Annotated in this window: 20 protein-coding genes; 5 read left to right on the top strand and 15 right to left on the bottom strand. The window is 67.2% G+C overall.

The annotated features are described in order from the left end of the window. Positions 1-67: 67 nt before the first annotated feature. The 3 genes from yegS to OY559_RS03255 all read right to left on the bottom strand — a co-directional run bounded on the left by yegS (position 68) and on the right by OY559_RS03255 (position 2,397). Positions 68-1,033: a lipid kinase YegS gene (yegS, locus tag OY559_RS03265; RefSeq protein ID WP_277728691.1), complete on the bottom strand. Its 966-nt coding sequence runs from the start codon at positions 1,031-1,033 to the stop codon at positions 68-70. Positions 1,034-1,384: 351 nt separating this feature from the next. Further along, a complete protein-coding gene (gene rpe / locus OY559_RS03260; protein ID WP_277728690.1) occupies positions 1,385-2,059 on the bottom strand; it encodes a ribulose-phosphate 3-epimerase in 675 nt (224 codons plus the stop codon). 8 nt (positions 2,060-2,067) lie between these two features. Further along, a complete protein-coding gene (locus OY559_RS03255) occupies positions 2,068-2,397 on the bottom strand; it encodes a J domain-containing protein (protein ID WP_277729901.1) in 330 nt (109 codons plus the stop codon). A gap of 198 nt (positions 2,398-2,595) precedes the next feature. Between OY559_RS03255 and OY559_RS03250 the strand changes: the two genes are divergently transcribed. The 3 genes from OY559_RS03250 (at position 2,596) to OY559_RS03240 (ending at position 4,543) form a co-directional block, all read left to right on the top strand. Next, positions 2,596-3,522, top strand: coding sequence for a phosphoribosylaminoimidazolesuccinocarboxamide synthase (locus OY559_RS03250; protein ID WP_277728689.1), 927 nt, complete (start codon positions 2,596-2,598; stop codon positions 3,520-3,522). A gap of 116 nt (positions 3,523-3,638) precedes the next feature. Beyond that, positions 3,639-3,974 carry a DMT family transporter gene (locus OY559_RS03245; RefSeq protein WP_277728688.1) on the top strand — a complete coding sequence of 112 codons (336 nt, stop codon included), beginning with the start codon at positions 3,639-3,641 and terminating at the stop codon, positions 3,972-3,974. 89 nt (positions 3,975-4,063) lie between these two features. After that, positions 4,064-4,543, top strand: coding sequence for an Mpo1 family 2-hydroxy fatty acid dioxygenase (locus OY559_RS03240; protein ID WP_277728687.1), 480 nt, complete (start codon positions 4,064-4,066; stop codon positions 4,541-4,543). 79 nt (positions 4,544-4,622) lie between these two features. Here OY559_RS03240 and OY559_RS03235 read toward each other — a convergent pair whose 3' ends face one another. The 9 genes from OY559_RS03235 to OY559_RS03195 all read right to left on the bottom strand — a co-directional run bounded on the left by OY559_RS03235 (position 4,623) and on the right by OY559_RS03195 (position 13,228). Beyond that, a complete protein-coding gene (locus OY559_RS03235; protein WP_277728686.1) occupies positions 4,623-5,480 on the bottom strand; it encodes an NAD-dependent epimerase/dehydratase family protein in 858 nt (285 codons plus the stop codon). A gap of 6 nt (positions 5,481-5,486) precedes the next feature. Beyond that, complete coding sequence (locus tag OY559_RS03230) at positions 5,487-5,858, bottom strand: Na+/H+ antiporter subunit G (protein WP_277728685.1); 372 nt, start codon at positions 5,856-5,858, stop codon at positions 5,487-5,489. Then, positions 5,855-6,139 (bottom strand): K+/H+ antiporter subunit F, encoded by a 285-nt coding sequence (locus OY559_RS03225; protein ID WP_277728684.1) that lies wholly within the window; start codon positions 6,137-6,139, stop codon positions 5,855-5,857. Before OY559_RS03225 ends, OY559_RS03230 begins: the two co-directional genes overlap by 4 nt. After that, a complete protein-coding gene (locus tag OY559_RS03220; RefSeq protein ID WP_277728683.1) occupies positions 6,136-6,636 on the bottom strand; it encodes a Na+/H+ antiporter subunit E in 501 nt (166 codons plus the stop codon). Before OY559_RS03220 ends, OY559_RS03225 begins: the two co-directional genes overlap by 4 nt. A 2-nt stretch (positions 6,637-6,638) precedes the next feature. Continuing rightward, entirely contained in the window at positions 6,639-8,204 is a 1,566-nt protein-coding gene (locus OY559_RS03215; protein WP_277728682.1) for a monovalent cation/H+ antiporter subunit D, read from the bottom strand. Then, positions 8,201-8,623, bottom strand: a complete 423-nt coding sequence (locus OY559_RS03210; protein ID WP_277728681.1) for a Na+/H+ antiporter subunit C — start codon at positions 8,621-8,623, stop codon at positions 8,201-8,203. The genes OY559_RS03215 and OY559_RS03210 overlap by 4 nt, the downstream gene beginning before the upstream one ends. Before the next feature lie 16 nt (positions 8,624-8,639). Continuing rightward, positions 8,640-11,471 (bottom strand): monovalent cation/H+ antiporter subunit A, encoded by a 2,832-nt coding sequence (locus OY559_RS03205; RefSeq protein ID WP_277728680.1) that lies wholly within the window; start codon positions 11,469-11,471, stop codon positions 8,640-8,642. A 91-nt stretch (positions 11,472-11,562) separates the two neighbouring features. After that, entirely contained in the window at positions 11,563-12,513 is a 951-nt protein-coding gene (locus tag OY559_RS03200; protein ID WP_277728679.1) for a calcium/sodium antiporter, read from the bottom strand. A 91-nt stretch (positions 12,514-12,604) separates the two neighbouring features. Further along, a complete protein-coding gene (locus OY559_RS03195; RefSeq protein WP_277728678.1) occupies positions 12,605-13,228 on the bottom strand; it encodes a lectin in 624 nt (207 codons plus the stop codon). A 125-nt stretch (positions 13,229-13,353) separates the two neighbouring features. Here OY559_RS03195 and OY559_RS03190 point away from each other — a divergent pair, with 125 nt between their 5' ends. Beyond that, complete coding sequence (locus OY559_RS03190) at positions 13,354-13,893, top strand: hypothetical protein (RefSeq protein WP_277728677.1); 540 nt, start codon at positions 13,354-13,356, stop codon at positions 13,891-13,893. A 7-nt stretch (positions 13,894-13,900) separates the two neighbouring features. Here OY559_RS03190 and hmgA read toward each other — a convergent pair whose 3' ends face one another. From hmgA to hppD, 3 genes are all read right to left on the bottom strand, one after another. Further along, on the bottom strand, positions 13,901-15,205 hold the full coding sequence (hmgA, locus tag OY559_RS03185) for a homogentisate 1,2-dioxygenase (protein WP_277728676.1): 1,305 nt from the start codon (positions 15,203-15,205) through the stop codon (positions 13,901-13,903). An 11-nt stretch (positions 15,206-15,216) separates the two neighbouring features. Then, positions 15,217-15,615 carry an endonuclease domain-containing protein gene (locus OY559_RS03180; RefSeq protein ID WP_277728675.1) on the bottom strand — a complete coding sequence of 133 codons (399 nt, stop codon included), beginning with the start codon at positions 15,613-15,615 and terminating at the stop codon, positions 15,217-15,219. Positions 15,616-15,678: 63 nt separating this feature from the next. Beyond that, positions 15,679-16,776: a 4-hydroxyphenylpyruvate dioxygenase gene (gene hppD, locus OY559_RS03175; protein WP_277728674.1), complete on the bottom strand. Its 1,098-nt coding sequence runs from the start codon at positions 16,774-16,776 to the stop codon at positions 15,679-15,681. A gap of 78 nt (positions 16,777-16,854) precedes the next feature. On the opposite strand from hppD, the gene OY559_RS03170 reads away from it, so the two are divergent. After that, positions 16,855-17,328: a MarR family winged helix-turn-helix transcriptional regulator gene (locus tag OY559_RS03170; protein ID WP_277728673.1), complete on the top strand. Its 474-nt coding sequence runs from the start codon at positions 16,855-16,857 to the stop codon at positions 17,326-17,328. Positions 17,329-17,354 lie beyond the last annotated feature (26 nt).

Genomic DNA, 17,354 nt, shown 5'->3' with positions numbered 1-17,354 from the left:
ACCATCGCCAGCCAGGGCGTGCGGAATCTTTGGAAAGCGGGAGCGCGGGATGGGACACGGCCCTACTTTACCCGACGCGCGGACCCGCCGGCCACTGGGCATCCGGTTGCATGCGCAACGGACAGTCCGCCGGCAGGTGCATGCGGGCGCGGCCGGGGACGCATTCGATGCGGAAGCGCCGGGACTGGACGGGCTCGCCATCCAGGTTGAGGGTGATCGGCTGCTCGGCCTCCAGTTCGACCCATGGCAATCGGGCACGGGTGGCCACGCGCTCCAGCGCGGCATGCTTGCCGTCCTTCACCAGTGTTCCCACGGTGGCGGCCACCTCGCCGGACAACTCCGGCACGATGGTCAGGTCCAGCGCGCCATCATCGACCAGCGCATCCGGACACAGTGCCTGCCCGCCTCCCGCCTGGCGTCCGTTGCCGATGCCTACGGCGATGAACTCACCCTGCCAGTCGAAGTCCGGGCCGTGCACGCGCGCGGTCACCGGCTCGATGCGGCCCAGCTTGGCGATCCCGGTGACCAGATAGGCCAGGCCGCCGAGCATTTTCTTGAGGCCTTCGTCGGTCTCCACGGTGACCTCGGTACCGAAGCCGCCACTGGCGAGATTGGCGCACCAGTGCTCGCCGTCTTCGGCATCGATGCGCAGCAGGTCGATCGATACAGCCGCGATGTCCCGGACCAACCGCAGTGCGGGCAGTGCTTCATCCGGAATGCCGGCCGCCATGGCGAAATCGTTCGCAGTGCCCAGCGGCACCAGCCCGAGCGACGGCAACGCATCGGCGGCCTCGTCGCGATGCGCGAGCGTGGTCGCCACTTCGCTCAGCGTGCCATCGCCACCGGCGGCGATGACGGTATCCACGCCGTCGGCGATGGCCTCGGCGACGTAACGCTCGGCATCGCCGTCTTCCCAGGTCACCCGCACGTCGAGTGCGATGCCTTCTTCGCGCATCGAACCCACGGCGTCGCGCAGGTCGTCGTCGCCGGCGGATTTTCCGTTGAGGATCAGGCGCCAGCGAGGTGCGGTCATGGGAAGTTCCTTGGGGGACGCGCGAGCATAGCCGCTCTCCTGTAGGAGCGACGTGAGTCGCGACCGTACGCCGTCGCGACCAGCGAACCTGTCGACCAGAGAGCCCTGGAACTGATGATCCGCGGTCGCGACTCACGTCGCTCCTACAACATCCCAGCCATCGTCATCTTCCCGTCACAGACCATCCGTAGCGTGGGAGGCCATAGCAGGGACGACGGGCGGAGGCAGGATCAGCCTCCAATTCTTCCGGGGCGGTGGCGAAGGCCACCGCCCTTTTCCGTGTAGAGCGGAGCTTGCTCCGCTTCGGCAGATCCCCCGGGAAAGCGGAGCAAGCTCCGCTCTACGCGCCGATCAGGCGCGCGCGTCGGCCACCGCGGCGCGCATGCGATCGATCACATCCTTGTAGTCAGGCGCATTGAAGATCGCCGAGCCGGCAACGAAGGCATCCGCGCCCGCCGCCGCGATCTGGCCGATGTTGTCCGCCTTCACGCCGCCGTCGATCTCCAGGCGGATGTCCTTGCCGGTCTTGTCGATCATCGCGCGCACGGCGCGCAGCTTGTCCAGCGCCGACGGGATGAAGGCCTGCCCGCCGAAGCCCGGGTTCACCGACATCAGCAGCACCAGGTCGAGTTCCGGCAGCACCCAGTCCAGCACGTCCACCGACGTACCCGGATTGAGCACCAGGCCGGCCTTGCAGCCCAGGGACTTGATCAGCTGGATCGTACGGTGCACGTGCTTCGAGGCTTCCGGGTGGAAGCTGATGATGCTGGCGCCTGCCTCGGCGAAGTCCGGCACGATCCTGTCCACCGGCTCCACCATCAGATGCACGTCGATCGGTGCGGTGACGCCATGCTTGCGCAGCGCGCTGCACACCAGCGGGCCGATGGTCAGGTTGGGCACGTAATGGTTGTCCATCACGTCGAAGTGCACCCAGTCGGCGCCGGCCTTCAGCACGTTGTCGACTTCCTCGCCCAGGCGGGCGAAGTCGGCGGACAGGATGGACGGGGCGATGATGCAGTTCGACATGGAGGGGCTCACTTGCGCTTGCGCAGGGTCTTGATGCGGTCGTAGGCGGCGTTGATCTCGCCGGCTTTGTGTTCGGCCTGGCGACGCAGCTCTTCCGCGGCGCCGGCCATCTTGTCGGGGTGGTATTGGGAGATGAGCCGGCGGTAGGCCTGGTCGATCTCGGCATCGTCCGCGTCGCTGGTCAGGCCGAGTACGCGGTATGGGTTGTCGCGGCTGAGCTTGAACCAGTCCTCGTCGAAGGCGTGGCCGATGATCAGGCCCACCAGGCCGCCCAGGGGATGGCGCATCAGCAGCCAACCCGCCACGAATCCCAGCAGTTTCCCGTACCAGCGCTTCATCCAGCCCGCCTTCTTCAGCAAGTGGGCCATTTTACGGCACACACGGCCCCCAAGCGCCGTACACTACGCGGCCCGGTCCGGTACCTGGCCCCGCAGCAGCGGGTGATGGGCCACCCCGGGGCACGGGCGCACGGCCTGCCGCACGCCCCCACGACGCTGTACGCCTCGCTGGTTTCCGGAACTCCCCAAGGAGTGTTTGTGCCCACGACGTTGCTTCAATCCGATCTGCCCGGCCTCACCCTGCGCCACCGCGGCAAGGTCCGCGACGTGTTCGACCTGCCCCGCGACCGCCTGCCCGCCGATGCGCCCGACGGCGATTGCCTCCTGATGGTGGCCACCGACCGCCTGTCCGCGTTCGACGTGGTGCTGCCCGACCCCATTCCCGGCAAGGGCGAGATGCTCTGCCAGATCTCCAACTTCTGGTTCGCCAAGACCGCGCACCTGATGCCGAACCACCTGACCGGCATCGATGTCGCCAGCGTGCTGCCGGCCGGCGTGGACGCCTCGCTGTACGCCAGGCGCGCGGTGGTGACGAAGAAGCTCAAGCCGGTGCCGGTGGAAGCCATCGCACGCGGCTACCTGATCGGCAGCGGCTGGAAGGATTACCAGCGCACCGGCAAGGTCAGCGGCATCGAACTGCCCGACGGCCTGCGCCAGGCCGAGAAGCTGGCCGAACCCATCTTCACCCCGTCGACGAAAGCCGCCGTCGGCGACCACGACGAGAACATCGATTTCGACGCGATGGTGAAGACCGTGGGCGCCGAACTGGCCGAGCGCGTGCGCGACGCCACCCTGCGCATCTACCGCTTCGCTGCCGATTTCGCCGCCGAGCGCGGCATCCTGCTGGCCGACACCAAGTTCGAGTTCGGCACGGACGAGGACGGCCGCCTGTACATCATGGACGAGATGCTGACGCCGGATTCCTCGCGCTACTGGCCTGCGGACCAGTACGAAGTCGGCACCAGCCCGCCCAGCTACGACAAGCAGTTCGTGCGCGATTATCTGGAAACGCTGGACTGGAACAAGACAGCCCCCGGACCATCGCTGCCGGCCGAGGTCATCGAGCGCACGCGCGCCAAGTACGCCGAAGCGCTGCAGAAGCTGGCCGGCATCGTGGTCGAGTAGGCGATTCGCGCTCTGTGGGAGCGACGTCAGTCGCGATGAGGCATCACCGATAACCGCCATCGCGACTGACGTCGCTCCCACAGGTCAGAATGGCGGCTTCCGCATTGGAGACCGCCATGAATGCAGGCTTCCTGTACCTGAGCATCGCCATCGCCGCCGAGGTCATCGCCACCAGCGCACTGAAAGCCTCCGAAGGCTTCACCCGACCGGGTCCTTCGCTGCTGGTCGCCGCGGGTTACGGCATCGCGTTCTACTTCCTGTCGCTCACGCTGAAGACGGTGCCGGTCGGCGTGGCCTACGCGATCTGGTCCGGCGCCGGCATCGTGCTGATCGCCCTGATCGGATGGGTGGTACTGAAGCAGCCGCTGGACCTGCCCGCCATGCTGGGCATGGGCCTGATCGTGGCCGGCGTGGCGGTGATCCAGCTGTTTTCGAAGGCCGCCGCGCACTGATCGGCCGGGACCGACCACCGGCCCGGCAACCCTGGCCGGGCTGGGGTATGCTCCATACCCTGCCGCATTGCCATCCTCGGGAGGGATGAATGAACGCAACCGCGCAACGCCCGGTGGACCGCTGGTTCGCCAGCTATTCCGGCGACCACCAGAACGACACCAACCAGCTGATCCACGTCTTCGCCGTGCCCATGATCCTGTGGACCGTGGTCGCGCTGCTGTGGTGCATCCCGGTGTTCGGCACCTGGATCAAGTCCGGCGCGTGGGCCGCGTTGGCGATGTTCGGTGCGTGGATGTACTACTACAAGCTCTCGCGCCCGCTGGGCTTCGGCATGCTGGCGATCTTCATCGCCATGGCCTGGCTGACGCGCTGGCTGGAAAGCCTGCTGGGGCTGCAGAATCTGTTCTTCCTCGCGCTCGGCGTGTTCGTGGTCGCGTGGATCGCGCAGTTCGTCGGCCACAAGATCGAAGGCAAGAAGCCCAGCTTCCTGACCGACCTCACCTACCTGCTGATCGGGCCGGTGTGGGTGCTCAGCAAGTTCTACCGGAAGATGGGCTGGAAGTACTGACGTGGAGCCGGGCTTGCCCGGCTGATGCCGAGGCTGGCATCGCATCGACTTCTCCAGGAGCAGCGGAGCAAGCTCCGCTCTACGCACCCACCGCACGCGCGTCCATGATGAAGGAGCGCGGCGCATAGCCGAAATCACGCTCTGCCGGCGAAGCATCGAACACCAGGTCATCGCGCATCCGCGAGACCGCATCGTCGGTAAGCGCCCGCATCATGCCGGCACTGCGCGCCAGCGACAGCGCCACCTTGAACATCGGCACCGGCACTTCCCACAGTCTCGCCGGCGGATCCAGCGCCACCAGCGTGCGCGCGATCATCTCGCGATATGCCAGCGTCTCGCCCCCCGGCAATGCATACGCCCGCCCATGCGTGGCGGACGCATCCACGACTGCGAGCGCTGCCGTCGCCAGGTCGTCGACATGCACGGGCTGGCGCCTCCCGGTGGCGCCCCGCGGCAACACGAAGCATCCCACGCGCCGCGCCATCGCCGCGATCCGCGCCAGCGTCTGGTCGCGGCCTGCGCCATAGACCAGGGTCGGACGCAGCACCGTCGCTGCCGCGCCGTTCGCTCCAGCCGTGTCGAAGACGAGCCGCTCCGCGGCCTGCAGACGCGCAACGATGTCACGTTCGTAGGCATCGCCCGATGCCTGCTTGGTATCCAGGCTGGTGGATCCGAACGCGATCACGCGCGGCGCCGCGACCAGGCCGCGTGCATACCATTGGGCGAATCCATCCAGCGGGCCCGTGCTGAAGATCACGTCGACCGCCGCCGGCAATCCGGCGACGGCGGCGAACTCACCCGTCAACCAGCGGATACTCGACGAAGCCGCCCTGGGTGTCCGCGATACCGCGAACACCTGCCACGCCGCACCTTCGAGGCGCGCCAGCAACGCTTCGCCGATCTGCCCGCTGGCGCCGAAGACGAGGGCCGTGCGCATCCGGCGTCAGGCGTCCCGGCCGGCGGCATCGTCGACGGCATCGACAGGCTGCGGAGGCTCGCCGCCCGGCATCGGCGGACGCTCGGCCATGTGCAGCGACAGCGCCGCCTTCGCCATCAGGTGTGCGCTGATCGGCGCGGTGATGAACAGGAACGCGGTGATCAGCAGTTCGCGCGGCTGCGGATCGGTGCCACCCAGGGCGTGGTACCCGACCGAGGCGATCAGCACGCAGCCGACACCCAGCGTGCTGGCCTTGGTCGGTCCATGCAGGCGCTTGAAGAAGTCCGACAGCTTCACCAGGCTGAAGGAGCCGACGAGGATGAAAAAACTGCCGATGGCCAGCAGCAGCACCAGCAGGATGGCGAAGACCCAGCTCATTCGACGACATCCCGGCGCAGCACGTACTTGCTCAACACCACCGTACCCACAAAGCCCAGCATGGCGATGATCAGCGCGGCCTCGAAATAGACCGCCGTGCCTAGGTACATGCCGAACAGCATGAGCTGCGCGATCGCGCAGACGTACAAGGTATCGAGTGCGAGGATGCGGTCCGGCACGCTCGGTCCACGGACCAGCCGATACAGCGCCAGCAGCATGGCGACACCGACGACATGCATCGAGGCGATCACGGCGTATACCACCAGGGTCTGCGGCATCATGGGAATATCTCCATCAGCGGCGCCTCGTAGCGCGTCTTGATCTGCCGGACCACTTCGTCGGCATCGTCCAGGTTCAGCACGTGCACCAGCAGGTGGCGGCGATCCTCCGACAGCGCAGACGACACCGTACCCGGCGTCAGCGTGATGATGCTGGTCAACGCCGCGATGCCGTGGATGTTGTCGATATCCAGCGGCACCCAGATGAAGCCGGGATGGATCTTCCGCTCCGGGCCCAGCACCTGCAATGCCACGGTGATGTTGGCCTGCACGATATCCCGCAGCAGCACCCCGAGCATGCGCGGCACGCTGCGCAGCCGGCCGATGCGCGCGAACTCGCGGTCCAGCCGTGCCGCGAACGGCGGGATCAGGAGCGCCAGCACCAATGCCATCACCACCTGGCCCGCGCTGATCTCGTCGTTCATCAGCAGCCAGAAGCAGAATACCGTCACGCTCAGCGGCAACGACGGCAACCAGCGCTTGCGCCATGTCGCGACCATGCTCAGGGCTCCCTCAGGGTTGGCGTGGCGGCGCGCATGTGGTCGACGTAATCGGCCGGCGCCTGCAGTTGCGTCGCGGTGGCGCGCGTGTAGTCCAGCACCGGCGCGGCAGCCAGCACCAGCACCAGGCCATAGGCCAGCAACAGCACGATGGCCGCCGTTTCCAGTGGACGCGATGGCGCGTGCACCGCCTCGTGTGCGGGCGTGTAGGCCTCCAGCGTGTGCTGCCCGGCATCGGGCCAGGGCTCGACACGCCAGAACAACCGCGTGCCCGCACGTGCCAGCCCGACCAGCATCATGAAGCTGGTGCCCAGCACCAGCGTCCAGATCCAGAACGTATGCGGCCCCGGCGGTACGGCTTCCAGCAGCAGCAGCTTGCCGATGAAGCCCGACAGCGGCGGCAGGCCTGCCAGCGAGACCGCCGCCACCAGGAAAAGCAGACCCGGCACGGTCTTGTCCGGCAGCGCGGCGATCACGTCCTTGCGGTCGCTGGCGCGGCCGCGACGACGGCGGATCAGGTCGGCGAGCAGGAACAGCGCCGCACCGGCGAAACTGCTGTGCACCAGGTAGTACAGCCCCGCGCCGACCGTGCCTGCGGAATGCAGCGAGAATGCGACGAACAGGGTCGCCGCCGAACCGAGCACCAGGTACGCCGCCAGCGCGCGAAGACGCTGCGCGGCCAGCACGCCCAGCGAAGCCAACACCAGCGTGGCCGCCCCCAGCGCCAGCAGCGCCGGCCATGCGAACCCATCCAGCGGCCCCGCCGCACCGAAGCTCAGCGTGCCCAGCCGCAGCACCGCGTAAAGCCCCACTTTGGTCATGATGGCGAACAGGCCGGCGACCGCAGCAGGCGCATGCATGTAGGTATCGGGCAGCCAGAAGTACATCGGCAGCAGCGCGGCTTTCGCGCAGAACACCACGAACAACAGGCCTGCCGCCGCCCGCACCAGCGCCAGGTCGCCTGGCGGCAGCTGCGCCACGCGCACCGATATCTCGGCCATGTTCAACGAACCGAGCAGGCCGTACAGCAGGCCGAGCGCGATCAGGAACAGCGTCGATGCCGCGATGTTGAAGCTGACGTAATGCAGGCCCGCACGCATGCGCTCGCCACGCCCGCCGCTGAGCATCAGGCCGTAGGACGAGATCAGCAGCACCTCGAAGAACACGAACAGGTTGAAGATGTCGCCGGTCAGGAAGGCCCCGTTCAAACCCATCAGCTGGAACTGGAAGAACGCATGGAAATGCGGCGCGCGCCGGTCCCAGCCGGCGCACGCGTGCAGCAGGCAGGCGGCCGCGAGCAGCAGGCCGACCAGCAGCATCAGCGCCGACAGGCGATCCACCATCAGCACGATGCCCAGGCGTGCGGGCCAGTCGCCGAGCAGATAGACCGAGACCTCGCCGGACGCCGCCGGGGCGACCAGCATGCAGGCCACGGCCAGCATCGCCGCGATCGAGGTCCACGCGACGATGCGCTGCGGCACCATGCCGAACCGGCGGTGTTCGAAGAACAACACGATCGAAGCGGCGAACAGCGGGATCAGGATCGGCAGTACCGGCAGGTGGTTCATGCGCGCGGCTCCGCCTCGTCGGCCTTGGCGGCGACGCGGGCTTCTTCATGCCGGCGCTGTTCGCTGGCGAGGAATTCGTGTTCGGCCTTGCGGCCATCCACATGGTCGCTGTCGTTGTCGCCGCGGCTGCGGATGGCCAGCACCACGGTCACCGCCGTCATCGCGAAGGCGATCACGATGGCCGTCAACACCAGCGCCTGCGGCAGCGGATCGGTGTAGTTCGCCAGCGTCGGCGTCACGCCGTCGCGCAACACCGCCGGCTTGCCGGGCACCAGCCGCCCGCCGGCGAAGATCAGCAGGTTGGTCGCGTACGACAGCAGCGTCAGCCCGAGGATGATGTCGAAACTGCGCGCCCTCAGCAGCAGGTACACGCCCGCGGCGGTGAGGATGCCGATCGCGCTCGCCATGGCCAGCTCCATTACCGTGCACCTCCCATCAGCGCAGTTCCCCCGTGCGGGTGGAGCGCTCACCCGGTTCCATCACGCCCAGGTGCGACACGCGCGTGCGCGACGGCTTGATGGTGCCCATCATCGACAGGATGAGCATCGCGCCGCCGAACACCACCAGATAGACGCCCGTATCGAATCCGATCGCGCTGGCCAGCGGCACCTTGCCGATGACCGGCAGGTCGAGGTCCAGGTGGCCACTGGTCAGGAACGGCAGGCCGAAGCCCATCGACGCCACGCCGCTGACGCCGGCGACGAGCAGGCCCACGCCGATGCAACGGACATAGTCGAAGCCGAAGCGCGATTCCACCGAAGCCGCGCCCTGGATGACGTACTGCACCAGCAGCGGCACCGCCAGCACCAGGCCGGCGATGAAACCGCCACCCGGCGCGTTGTGTCCGCGCAGGAACAGGAAGACGGACACCGTCAACGTCAGCGGGAACATGATCTGCGCCAGGTCGGCCGGCACCGGCAACGCGATCGGAGGTCCCGACATGATCTTCTCCGGCGCCATCCGCGCGCGGCGCAGCAGCGCATGCACGATCAACGCCGCGATGCCGAACACCGTGATCTCGCCGAAGGTATCGAAGCCACGGAAGTCCACCAGGATCACGTTCACCACGTTGCTGCCATAGGCCTCCGGCAACGAACGCGCCAGCAGTTCGCCGCTGATCGTGTCGCCCGGCCGGGTCATCACGAGATAGGCCAGCGTACCGGTGCCAAGGCCCGCCGCCAGTGCCACGGCAATGTCGCGCACGCGGCGGCGCGGCTCGCGCTCGGGCGGCGAGCGCGGCGGCAGGTAGTGCAGGCCCAGCAACAGCAGGACCAGGCTGACCATCTCCACCATCAGCTGGGTCAGCGCCAGATCGGGCGCGGACAGGAACACGAACGCCAGGCTGACCATCAGCCCCGCGCCGCCCAGCACGATGACCGCCAGCAGCCGTTGCCGGTACAGCCGGATCGTCCACACTGCGCAGCCCACCAGCACCAGCCACAACAGCCAGCCCAGCAGCGGCATGGGCTGTGAACCGCGCCACTGCAGCGGTGCCGCGTCGCCACCCACGAACGGCGCCGCGCCCGCCGCGAGGGCGGCCAGCAGCAGGAACAACAGGCTGCGCTGCAGGCTGCCGTTGGCGATCCGGTCGGTGAAACGGCCGGCCAGTCCGTAGAGGGCTTCCATGTTCCAGCGGAACACACTGCGTCCCAGTGACCGCCGCACGATGGCATGCAGGTCGAACAGGCGGCGCAACCCGAAGTACAGGGCGATGCCGCCCGCGATGCCGGCAAGGCTCATCAGCAGCGGCTTGTTGATGCCGTGCCAGACCGCCAGGCTGTACTCGGGCATCGCGTCGCCGAGGATCGCGCCGGCGCCGGCGTGCAGCACGGGTGCGATGGTCCACGCCGGGACCATGCCCACTGCCACGCACAGCACCACCAGCACTTCCACCGGGATCTTCATCCAGCGCGGCGGCTCGTGCGGGGTGACATCCAGCGCGCGCGGACCCTCCCCGAAGAACGTTTCGTAGACGAAGCGCAGGCTGTAGGCCACACCGAATACGCCATACAGCAGCGCCGCCACGGTGATGATGTCGCGCATCGCGCGATGGCCGCCGATGTCCAGCGCTTCGGCGAAGAACATTTCCTTCGACAGGAAGCCATTGAGCAGCGGAATGCCCGCCATGGCCAGCGAGGCGATGATCGCCAATGCGCTGGTCCATGGCAGGTAGCGCCTCAGGTTGCCCAGCCGCCGCATATCGCGCGTGCCGGTCTCGTGGTCGATGATGCCCGCCGCCATGAACAGCGAGGCCTTGAACGTGGCGTGGTTGAGGATGTGGAACACGCCGGCCACCACCGCCATCGGCGTGGAGATGCCGAACAGCAGCGTGATCAGGCCGAGGTGCGAGATGGTGGAGTACGCCAGCAGGCCCTTCAGATCGTGCTGGAAGATGGCGCACCACGCGCCGATCAGCAGCGTCAGCGCACCGACGCTGGTCACCACGTAGAAGAACAGGTCGGTGCCCGCAAGCGCAGGATGCAGGCGCGCCAGCAGGAACACGCCGGCCTTCACCATCGTCGCCGAATGCAGGTAGGCCGACACCGGCGTCGGTGCCGCCATCGCGTGCGGCAACCAGAAATGCAGGGGGAACTGCGCGCTCTTGGTGAACACCCCCGCCAGCACCAGCGCCAGCGCCCATGGATACAGTGCACTGCCGCGGATCAGGTCGCCCGAGACGAGCACCACATCAAGGTCGTAGCTGCCGACGATGCGCCCGATCAGCAGCACGCCGCCGAGCAGCGCGAGTCCACCGGCACCGGTGATCGCCAGCGCCATGCGCGCGCCTTCCCGCGCATCCTGGCGATGCGACCAGAACCCGATCAGCAGGAACGAACTGATGCTGGTCAGTTCCCAGAACACCACCAGCAGCAACAGGTTGCCCGCCAGCACCACGCCCAGCATCGATCCCATGAACAGCAGCAGGCATGCGAAGAAGCGTGGCGCGCTGTCCTTCGCGCTGAGGTAGTAGTGCGCGTACATCACCACCAGCGAACCGATCGCCAGCACCAAGCCCGCGAACATCCACGCCAGACCATCCAGACGCAGCGTGAAGGACATGCCGATCTGTGGAATCCACGCGTAGTCGGCACGCACGTTCCAGCCCTGCAGGACGCTCGGCGTCATCCACGCCAGCAGCACCAGGCCCAGCAGCGGCGCCAGCCCGGCCAGCCATGCCGTCGCGCCGCGCGGAAGGCCGCGCGCCAGCGCCACCACCAGCGCCAGCACGAAGGGCAGCGCCAGCAGGATTTCGAGGAAAGGGATCATCAACCGCCTTGCGTTGCAGGGAATGCGTCATTCGCGAGCAATCGCCCGAGTTTAACAAACCCGTTCACGTCTGCCTGAGCCTGCGTTCAGATCAGGCGAGCAACGCGACTTCCAGCACCACCCAGCCCACGAACGCGGCGAGCAGCAGCCCGCCCTCCAGGCGGCTGATGCGCAGGTCCCCGCGCAACATCGGGTACAGCACCAGCACGAACGCGATGGCCGCCGGCAGTTCGAGCCGCACGAACGACGCGGGCAGGGGCATCGGACGGAACGCCGCCATGCCGCCGACCACGACCAGCAGATTGAACAGGCTGGAGCCGATGACGTGGCCGGCCACCATGTCGCCCTGCCCGCGCCTGGCGGCCATCACGGCGGCGGCGACTTCCGGCAGCGCCGTGCCGATCGCCACGGGCAGCAGGCCCGTCAGCAACGGCGAAAGACCCCACTGCGCACCGATCATCGGTGCTCCCTGCAGCACGAAGCGGGCCCCGTAGTACAGCAGCGCGGCGGCCACCGCGAAGCGCAGCAGATTCATCCACAGCACGGTGTGCGTGACGGCGAACGCCTCCACGTCGGTACGCACCCGCGCATCCTCGCGCGACGCACGCGCCAGCAGGAACGCCAGTACGGCGGCGAAGCCCAGCAGCAGCACCATGCCCTCCACCCGGCTGACCACGCCATCCAGGCCGAACACGATCAGCGCCAGAGAAGCCAGCCCCAGCAGCACCAGCAGTGGAGACAGCATGCGCATCCGGATCACGACCGGCGCGACCAGCGCCGCGATGCCCAGCGTCAGGCCCAGGTTGACGATGTTGCTGCCCACCGCGTTGCCGAGCGCGAGTTCCTGCGCACCCACCCACACGGCACGCGCGTTGACTGCCAGTTCCGGCAGCGACGTGCCGAAGGCGATCAGCAGCAGGCCCGCGACGAAGGGGGACGCGCCGAAGCGCTGCGCCAGACCCGAAGCACCCTTGACGATCGAATCGCCGCCGAGCGCCAGCAACACCAGCCCCAGCACGAAGTATCCCCAGGCTTCCATCATCGCCGACCCCTTCCCGTGTGGTGTCCGGCGATTCTATGCCTGCCCGCGACGGCAGGGCCAGCGATGGCCCGCTGGCGACGGACGCGCTGACTCAGGAGCAGCCTTCCACGTAATCGACCTGCGGCGACAGGCCCACGCGCCACGCGGTGACCTTGCCCGCCGCATCCGCCTCGAACACCAGCCGGGTCGGCGCCACGTCACCGGCATCCATCGCCAGGTACTGGCCACCCTGCGTGTACTTGTGCGGCGACGCCTTCAGCGCGCCGCCGTACAGCTTCTGCAGCTCATCGACGCCCATGCCGACCTTGCCACCACCCGGCGCGGTTTCCTTGTCGGTGCCGACGTCGTATCGCACGAACCTGCCTTCTTCCATCATGAAGGCGAAGTCGGCGGGCCGACTGATCCACTTCGGCCACACGTAGTGGCAGGTCGTGCCCTCCGTCGGAGCGCCGTTGAGCTCGCCGCCCCACGCGGCGCGCGCTTCATCGACCGTGCTGCCGAGCTTCATGTCGCCATAGCCGAGGAAGCTCGCCTGGCTGACCGGACCGGCCGGTGCCGCCGTGTCGTCCACCGCGGGAGCAGGTGCTGGCGCATCGGCCATCGGCGTGCTGGTCGCCGTCGTGGTCGGTCCGGCCTCGGCGGAGGCGGGCGCCTCCGGGCGCTGGCAGGCGGACAACAGGGTGACCACCATCACGATCAGCAACAACGACTTCATAGGCTCTCTCCAGTGCGCAAACCTGCAGACTAGCGTCATCGCGTTAAGTCGCCGCGAACGCACGACTGTCATGGGCACTTCATCGCGCACGACTAGGCTGCGTGCGGGTTCCCTCTCCACTCGCCATGCGCCCGTCCAAGACCGACCTTGCCCGCCAGACGTTGCAGGCCCACACGGGAACGCTCGGCATGCGCGAGCGACGTGCGCTGATCCTCTGCGATGGACAGCGCGACCTGGCCGAACTGGTGCGCCTGCTGGGCCAGGATGCGCCCCTGCTGATACAGCGCCTCGTGCAGGCGGGCTACCTGACGGCCGCGGACACGACAACGATGCCCATGGCCACGACAGGCACCACCCGCGTGCCGACCAACATCACTCCGGCCGGACCGCGCCGATCGCTGGTCGCGGCCAAGGTCTACCTGTCCGGCATGCTGGAGTTGCAGCGCGACGACGGCGCACGCCACCACCGCGAACGCCTGCTGGCGAGACTGGACGATGACGCGATGCTGGAAGCATTGGCCGGCGCATTGCGGTTCCTCGAAGCGCGCATGGCGACGACACTTGCGGGCCGCATCCGCGAACGCCTGCTGGAGGCCCTGCCGCACGAAGCCGCACAGCGCCTGCAGCACCTGTCCGACACACAGGCGGAAAGCGCGGCTACCTGAGCGCGCCTCAACCCTTCGGCGCGAAATGCTTGCGCAGGCCGGCCCAGCACGCCTGGTAGTCGCGCTGGCGGTGCACGGCTTCGACCGCCTGCCGCGTGGGACGGATCACAGCGCGCGTCTCGAACATGAAAGCCATCGTGCCGGTGATGACATCCGGCTTCGACAGGTCCGCGTTCGATGCCTTCTCGAACGTGGCCGCATCCGGCCCGTGGCCCGTCATGCAGTTGTGCAGCGACGCACCACCCGGCGCAAAGCCTTCGGCCTTGGCGTCGTACACGCCATGGATCAGGCCCATGAACTCGCTGGCGATGTTGCGGTGGAACCACGGCGGACGGAATGTGTCCTGCGCCACCAGCCAGCGCGGCGGGAAGATCACGAAATCCATGTTGCCCACGCCCGGCGTATCGCTCGGCGAGGTCAGCACCAGGAAGATCGACGGATCCGGATGGTCGTAGCTGATCGAACCGATGGTGTTGAAGCGGCGCAGGTCGTAGCGGTACGGCGCGTAGTTGCCATGCCAGCCGACCACGTCCAGCGGCGAGTGGCCGATGTCCGCACGCCACAGGTGGCCCTGGAACTTGGCGATGAGCTCGAACTCGCCCTCGACATCTTCGTACGCCGCCACCGGCGTCTCGAAATCGCGCGGATTGGCCAACCCGTTGGAACCGATCGGACCCAGGTCGGGCAAGCGCAGCGCGGCGCCGAAGTTCTCGCACACGTAACCGCGCGCCTCGCCATCGGGCAATTCAACGAGGAAGCGCACGCCGCGCGGGATCACCGCGATCTGCTGCGGTTCGACCTCGATCACGCCGAACTCGGTGGCAATGCGCAGGCTGCCCTGCTGCGGGACGATCAGCAGTTCCCCGTCCGCATCGTAGAAATAGCGGCCCTGCATCGACCGGTTGGCAGCGTACAGGTGGATACCGACGCCATGCATCACGTCCGGCGCCCCGTTGCCCGCCATCGTGTACAGGCCATCGACGAAATCGGTCGGGGTTTCCGGCATCGGCAGCGGCGACCAGCGCATCTGGTCCGGCGACACCGGTCCGGCGCTGAAGTCGCTGTGCAGGTGGTGCTGCGCATACGGCACGAACGGACCATGCATCGCCGCCGGGCGGATGCGGTACAACCAACTGCGCCGGTTCTCCGCGCGCGGCGCAGTGAAGGCCGTGCCGCTCAACTGTTCCGCGTACAGGCCGTGCGCGACGCGCTGCGGCGAGTTGCGGCCCTCCGGCAACGTGCCGGGGATCGCTTCGGTGGCGAAGTGGTTGGCGAAGCCGGCCATGTAGCCGCAGTCTGTGGAGGTCTTCATTCTCGATGCCTTTAAAGCCCCTCTCCCGACGGGAGAGGGGTTGGGGTGAGGGGCGATGGTGAGACGGTCCGGCAGATCGCCTCGACCACCGCTTCAATCTGCATCAGCACGTCGTTGTCCCAGAAGCGCAGGACAGTGAAACCCTTCGACTCAAGAAACCGGGTCCGCGCGCGATCGGATTCTTCCGCGTGTTGCGATCCGTCGACTTCAACCACCAGATCGGCCGACAAGCAGCAGAAGTCGACCGTGTAGGGCGGGATGGGATGCTGTCGGCGGAATTTCAGCCCGTCGATGTTGCCCCCACGCAGGACAGACCACAGCTTGCGCTCCGCATCCGTCGAACCGCCGCGCAGTTCCCGCGCACGCTCGAGGGATCGGGTCGCCATGGGAGGTCTGCGGCGGTTCGTCATCGTGATCCTCCTGCCCCTCACCCCAACCCCTCTCCCGGCGGGAGAGGGGCTTCAGGCACGAGCCTACAGCACCCCGCGCTTCATCTGGTCCCGCTCGATGCTCTCGAACAGCGCCTGGAAGTTGCCTTCGCCGAAGCCTTCGTTGCCCTTGCGCTGGATGATCTCGAAGAAGATCGGACCCAAAGCGTTCTGGGTGAAGATCTGCAGCAGCTTGCGCTGCTTGGTCTCCACGTCGGCGTCGATCAGGATGCCGTTCTTCGCCAGCCGCGCGACATCCTCGCCGTGGTCCGGGATGCGCTGGTCGATCACCTCGAAATAGGTCGCGGGCGTGTCGAGGAATGCGACGCCGGCTTCACGCATCTTTTCCACCGTGGTGTAGATGTCGTCGGTGAAGCAGGCGATGTGCTGGATGCCTTCGCCCTTGTAGGCGTCGAGGTACTCGTTGATCTGCGACTTCGGGTCGCTGGACTCGTTGAGCGGGATACGCACCATGCCATCCGGCGCCGTCATCGCCTTGGAGAGCAGTCCGGTCTTCGCACCCTTGATGTCGAAGTAGCGGATCTCGCGGAAGTTGAACAGCCGCTCGTAGTAATCCGCCCACTTGGCCATGTTGCCGTGGTACAGGTTGTGGGTCAGATGGTCGATGAAGGTCAGGCCGAAACCTTTCGGCAGCAGGTCCACACCGGGCAGGTATTCGTAATCCGGATCGTGGATGGTGCCCTTGTCGTCGTAGCGGTCGACGATGTAGAGCATGCAGTCGCCGATGCCCTTGATGACCGGCGCGGCGACCGCCTTGGTGAGTTCGTCGGCGGCATCGAACGACTCGGCGCCGTTCTTGAGCGCCTGCACGCGCGCCCATTCGGCCAGCTTCCTGACCCGGATCGCGAAGCCGCAGGCGCTGGGGCCGTGTTCGGCGGCGAAGCGCGCGGCGAAGGAATCCGGGTCTTCGTTGATCAGGAAGGTGCAGTCGCCCTGGCGATAGGTGCTGATGGCGCGTGTCTTGTGGCGCGCGACCTGCACGAAGCCGAGCTTGCGGAAGTAGTCGTGCAGGTGGTGGGCCTGGCCCTGCGGCGCGGCGAACTCGACGAACTCGAAACCATCGATGCCCATCGGGTTGTCGAACGTCGTGGGCTGGATACCCAGGTTGGGTTGTGCGTTCATGGGGCGCCTCGCTAGGCTTGCCGGGTCAGGCCCCATTTTATAGTTTCAGCTGAAACCAACCACAAGTAGCAGCGCAACATGAGCCAGCCCGCCAACCCCGTCGTCCACGCCGATTTCGACCTCGACCGCCTGTTTTCCTACCGGTTGAGCGTGCTGTCCAACCGGATCAGCAGCGCGATCTCCCGCGAATACCATCGCCGTTTCGGCCTGGCGATCACCGAATGGCGGGTGATGGCGGTGCTGGGGCGCTTCCCCGGCCTGTCGGCCGGCGAGGTCGCCAACCGTACCGCGATGGACAAGGTGGCGGTCAGCCGGGCGGTGGCCCGCCTGCTGGAGCGGGCGCTGATCCAGCGCGAGATCCACGGCGACGACCGTCGCCGCTCGGTGCTGGCGCTGACCGACGAAGGTTTCCGGGTTTACGACGAAGTTGCGCCGATGGTCATCGAATACCACCAGCGCATGCTGGAACCGCTGACCGACGAGGAGCGCGCGATGCTGGACCAGCTGATCGACAAGCTGGCCGGGGAAGGCGTCAAGCGCATCGAGGGCTGAGGCCTTCCAGATCCGGAAACGAAAAA

The organism is Pseudoxanthomonas sp. SE1, from assembly GCF_029542205.1.
Lineage (GTDB): Bacteria > Pseudomonadota > Gammaproteobacteria > Xanthomonadales > Xanthomonadaceae > Pseudoxanthomonas_A.
Note: the sequence above shows the minus strand (reverse complement) of the source record. Positions and strands in the feature narration are given on the sequence as shown.